Origin of the sequence: Nocardiopsis sp. CC223A, assembly GCF_030766825.1 — a bacterium.
GTDB lineage: Bacteria > Actinomycetota > Actinomycetes > Streptosporangiales > Streptosporangiaceae > Nocardiopsis.
The window spans coordinates 1-4,368 of the sequence record NZ_JASFDV010000156.1; the positions used below are offsets into that span (position 1 = coordinate 1).

Annotated in this window: 3 protein-coding genes and 1 pseudogene; 1 reads left to right on the forward strand and 3 read right to left on the reverse strand. The window is 63.2% G+C overall.

Translation table 11 applies throughout. The features are described 5' to 3' along the window. The 3 genes and pseudogenes from QJS33_RS30980 to QJS33_RS30990 form a co-directional block, all read right to left on the reverse strand. A pseudogene (locus QJS33_RS30980) lies at window positions 1–828 on the reverse strand (integrase); the annotation flags it as partial. Then, window positions 828–1,199, reverse strand: a complete 372-nt coding sequence (locus QJS33_RS30985; RefSeq protein ID WP_306371626.1) for an AlpA family transcriptional regulator — start codon at window positions 1,197–1,199, stop codon at window positions 828–830. The pseudogene QJS33_RS30980 and the gene QJS33_RS30985, both read right to left, overlap by 1 nt. Beyond that, window positions 1,132–2,541: a YfjI family protein gene (locus QJS33_RS30990; protein ID WP_306371624.1), complete on the reverse strand. Its 1,410-nt coding sequence runs from the start codon at window positions 2,539–2,541 to the stop codon at window positions 1,132–1,134. Before QJS33_RS30990 ends, QJS33_RS30985 begins: the two co-directional genes overlap by 68 nt. A 614-nt stretch (window positions 2,542–3,155) precedes the next feature. Here QJS33_RS30990 and QJS33_RS30995 point away from each other — a divergent pair. Next, window positions 3,156–4,247 carry a hypothetical protein gene (locus tag QJS33_RS30995; RefSeq protein WP_306371625.1) on the forward strand — a complete coding sequence of 364 codons (1,092 nt, stop codon included), beginning with the start codon at window positions 3,156–3,158 and terminating at the stop codon, window positions 4,245–4,247. Window positions 4,248–4,368 lie beyond the last annotated feature (121 nt).

Here is a 4,368-nt window from a genome sequence, read left to right on the forward strand (position 1 = left end):
CCAACAGTCACTCAGGGCTGACAGGTAGAGAGTGGAGAAGAACGCCTTCAGTCGCGGCCCACTCGGTCTCTGAGCTGAGATCGTGTCGACCATGGCGCGCACCTGTTGTGGGTTGGGCACCGAGGTCTGGTCGAGCTCTTGGCTCACCTTGGGAGTCTTCCACTTCACTTGAGACAAGGGGTTGACCTTCAGGTGCCCGCACTCGACGGCGTAGTCGAAGAGATGGGACAGGACTCGCTTGGCCTTGATGGCACTTCTCGCTGCGACTCGTGTTCCGTCTTTCTTCTCACTGACCCTCGCCAGGACAGCACGGGTGGTCGCGTTGTCCTCAAAGGCACTCAGCGGAACAGTGTTCTGTTCGATCCAGTGGATCGCGGAAGCGATGTCGGCGGGCTTGTCTGTATCCCTGTGTTCGGCGTTGTAGGACCATGCCTGTAGGGCCTTCCTGATGAGGTCGCGCTGCGGCTTTCCGGCGGTTTTCTTCCACAGGACCTCTGTGGCATCTGTGAGGATCCGGGCGCGGTCCTTGCGATGGTTTCCGGAGATTCCCTTCCAGTGGTCATCGACATATCTGCATACAAAGGAGTACCAGCTCACCTCTTCTCTCTTTGCCCAGGAGATCGGTCGACCGGTGGTGAGAGAGAAAGCTTCGCCTCGGTTGATGGCAGTCTTGATTTCCGAGCGGAAAGAATCCGCCAGGGCGCTTGTTGGGAAGGTTTCCGGCCACGCCTTTTTTCCAACCTTCCACCTGACGGTGTAGGTGGTTCCGTTCTTCCCTTTGTATTTCCTGGTGCTCCAGATTTTCACATCGTAGGTGGTGTTCTCCATCATTTCTCCTCTAGGTCTTGGAGCCACTCTTCGTAATCTTGGCGGCGGATTCTCAATGCGCCGTTGGGGAGCTTTGTGCATCGGGGTGCGCGGCCCTTGGCGCGCCAGTCATGGAAGGTTGATTTCGCCACGTCAAGGTCAGCGCAGATGTCGTCAACACTGAGCCAGGAATGGACGCGTCCACTGGCACGGGCTGTCGCGTCGATTTGTACATCACCTCGGAGCGGTCGGCGGTGTGGGAGTGGGGTGCAGGCAGAACGATCCGTAGTGGTACACCGCTTGTACGCAGTGGTCCGAGCCTGGTCAGCGCTGGTACAGGGTGGGGTGAAGCAGGTACGAGCGGCTAGGCCTTCCCGGAGCGCGCACGGCAGGCGGCGGAGCTTGCCGCAGCCAGCCCAGTTCCTTCAGGAGTTCCACCGCGGGAGTGAGGTCGTCCGAGTGGGGGGTGGCTTTGCAGCGCACAGCAGCGAACAGGTCGCGGTGGCTCACTGTCGGGTTGGACGGTGAACGGTTCTGCAGCCAGTCCAAGGCCTTCCGGGCTGCTGCATGCACGGGGTCTGCTTCGGACCCACCGAACTCACCGAAGACTGTCAACGCGTGTTCAGCGTAGTACTGGCCGAGCTCTTCGGCTGCTCGGAGAGTCCTCGCTTCGATAGGACGTTGGTCCGCCTGCTCGCGATGGTGGGCAAGGTGCAGAAGGCCGGCAATGCGCACGATGGCACCGAGGAGCTTGCCGCCCCAGTCGCCGATGCGCCCCAGCCGCCCGTCGGGTCGTAGCTGGGGCTCGATGACGTCGTCGTGCAGGTGGACGACCCTGCCGCGTGCCTGATCGGTCAAGGTGAGTGACGTGGGGGCGCTGTGCTGGCGAGCCCATGTGAACAGCTGGTGCAGATGGTGGTGATAGGTCTGGCGCACCTGTGCGTCCATGGGTGCGCGCGTGCCGATGCTGCGGTAGCCGACGTTGCTGGGCGGGACCGAGTAGAGGATACGGGCGAGCATGCCGCGGCCCCGCCCTCCCGGTGTGGCGAAAATGTCCTTGATGGCTTCGGGCTGGAGCACCACGCCGATGGTCAGGGCGGGCCGGTGAACGTAGTCGGGGGCGCGTCCTTGGCGGTCGACTCTGATGGGGTCCCCTGAGTGGGCTTTGAGGAAGGTCTCGAAGTTCGGGGTCCCGCCATAGCGTCCTGCCATGGTCGCGAAGAAACCCCCTTCTGCGGACAGAAGGGCAAGGCCGCCGTCCTGCTCGGCGAGTTGGCTGGTCAGGCGCTCTGGCGTGATGTCGGCGACGATCAGTCGAGGCATGGCTGGCACGGTGATCTTCGCGGCCTCCTCAGCGGCGGCTGCTGCCCGTTCGAGCGCGGTGGCCGTGCCTTCGGTTTCGGCTGCGCGGGAGGCTTCCTTGGCCTGCGCGACAGCCACTCGGCGTTGCAGTTCGGCCTTCCTGATACGTGGGGCGGCCTGATCTGTCAGGTGCTGTTCGGCTTCGAAGAGCGGGGCCGTCATGGCTCCGAACACAGCGGACTTGCGGGATGCGGGTTCCATGGCGATGACCGTGTACAGGCAGCACGGTTCGGTCCACAAGCCGGTGTCCACGCTCACTCGGCCCGAGGCTGCTGCTGAGAGCACGGCCAGGCTCAGGCATCCGGCAAGGTCGGTCGGTGTCTGGGTCTGGTCGGCAAGGGCGTGGACATGGTCCCGGATCCAGGTCGGCAAGGCCTGGATCGGGAACTCGGGGGGTCGGCGAGTGGGCGCGGGCAAGGGTGAAGGCGTGGGCCAAGGGGTGGTTTCAGGGGCCTCTCGGTTTCCTTGATCGGTGGGCACTGGTTCACCGGCTTCGTTAAGGTGATGCTGCGCGGCATCACTGCTGGCCCGGGCAGGTGCGGTGGTCATTGTCTGCGCTTCTCCCTTCTGCCATCGGTGGGTCACGGGCAGGACGGGCGCGGACGGCCTTGCGCCGGAGTTCTCGGTCCCGTCCTTCGTGAAGGGCAAGGCCTGTCGCTGCTCCGTTGTGACTCCTTGCTTCGGAGTTCTCCAAACGCCCTGTGTTGGCGAGGGCAGGGGTGCTTTCTCCGGTCTGAGCAGCAGTTCGGTGTGGTTCCAGGGAGCGTTTCTCGCTTGGTGCGGGGTCGTGGTCCGCCCTGGACCGATGTGGCCCGCACCTGGTCCGGTCTGGTTCGGCCTGGTCCGCCGCCTGCCATCCACGAGATTGCATCATAGATTAAAAACTAATCTATGATGCAAGTCGGTTGGTGGGTCCCTTGAAGGGACAGGCGAGAGGCTCGGCGTGTCCCCTGCGTCAGGGCCTCATGAGTACAGGTGGGATACGCATGGAGCGCATCGCGGTCAGCCCGGAGATGTGGTCTCGTCTGATGGCTGGGACCGCGGACCTGTCACGTACAGCGCAAGCATCGCTCATGACCTTGCGGCTGTTGATGTCTTCTTCGGGCTCTGTGCGTAACGCGATCGCACACCTGGTGGCCTTGACCGCACGTTCACGATCGACGATCAGTGAGCACCTGGGGGCCGCACAGGCTGGCGGCTGGCTGGCCTGCTTGCAACGCGGCGGCAACCGGGCCGACGGCCCGGCGGCGAGTGTCTACCAGGCGACAGTGCCTCTCGAGGTATGGCAGCGACGAGAGGAGCTCCTGGCCGTGTTCGCCCAAGAACCCGACCAGGCTGATCTCCCGGTGTTCTCTGAGGGCTCGGTTATCCCAGCTCAGGCGCACCGTGGACCTACGTCCGAGTTTTCCGCTCAGAAGATCAATCCATCTATCCCTCAAGAAGAGATGCCGACGTGGTCGGCGACACAAAGCTCGGCCATTGCTCCAGGAACAGACCCGGTGGTCGCCGCGGTGATCGAGGAGTTGGCGGCCCTGACCGGCCAGCTCGTCTCTCCCGCCTGGGCGGCACGTTGTGTGAGCCAGATCCTGCGCCACCGTCGAGTGCGCCATCCCATCGCCTACCTCGTGAAGACCCTGCAGAACGCCGCTGAGGACGGCACCTTGGTGGAGCGCTTCATGCCTCGCGAGGAGTTGAGAGCTTCTGGTTCTGACCGGCAGAGCACGTCTCCGCCTGTGGTGAAGACTCATCCACCGAAGCCTCGACCCGCTCCCGCGGCTCCTTCAGGTGTCCACTGGGATGCGGCTGGATTCGAGCAGGACTTGTCCTGGCCAGATGAGGGGCCGCCGTCTGCTTCTGCCCTCATTGCCACAACGCCCGAGAAAGACGACACCACAGCCATCGATACTCCTCCGCAAGAGATCTACCGTCCGGGAGGTCGCATCTTGGCTGGACTTGGTCAGACAGGAGCCGAAGAGCTACTCAAGCTGCGTCAGCAGTTCGCCGAGCGCAAGAAAATCCGGTCCAACGGTTCCGAGCCAAGGAAGGACTCGTCTTCCCGGCTCGATCTGGTGGCATGATCACGCGGTCACAGATGACCGTTGGAGTCCGCTTTGAGCAGCGCTAGGCCGTGTTTTGAAAGTGACTGGATCCCTTCGTCCTGCGTCGTGATGATCTCGGTGTGGGGCGAGGGGATCTTTC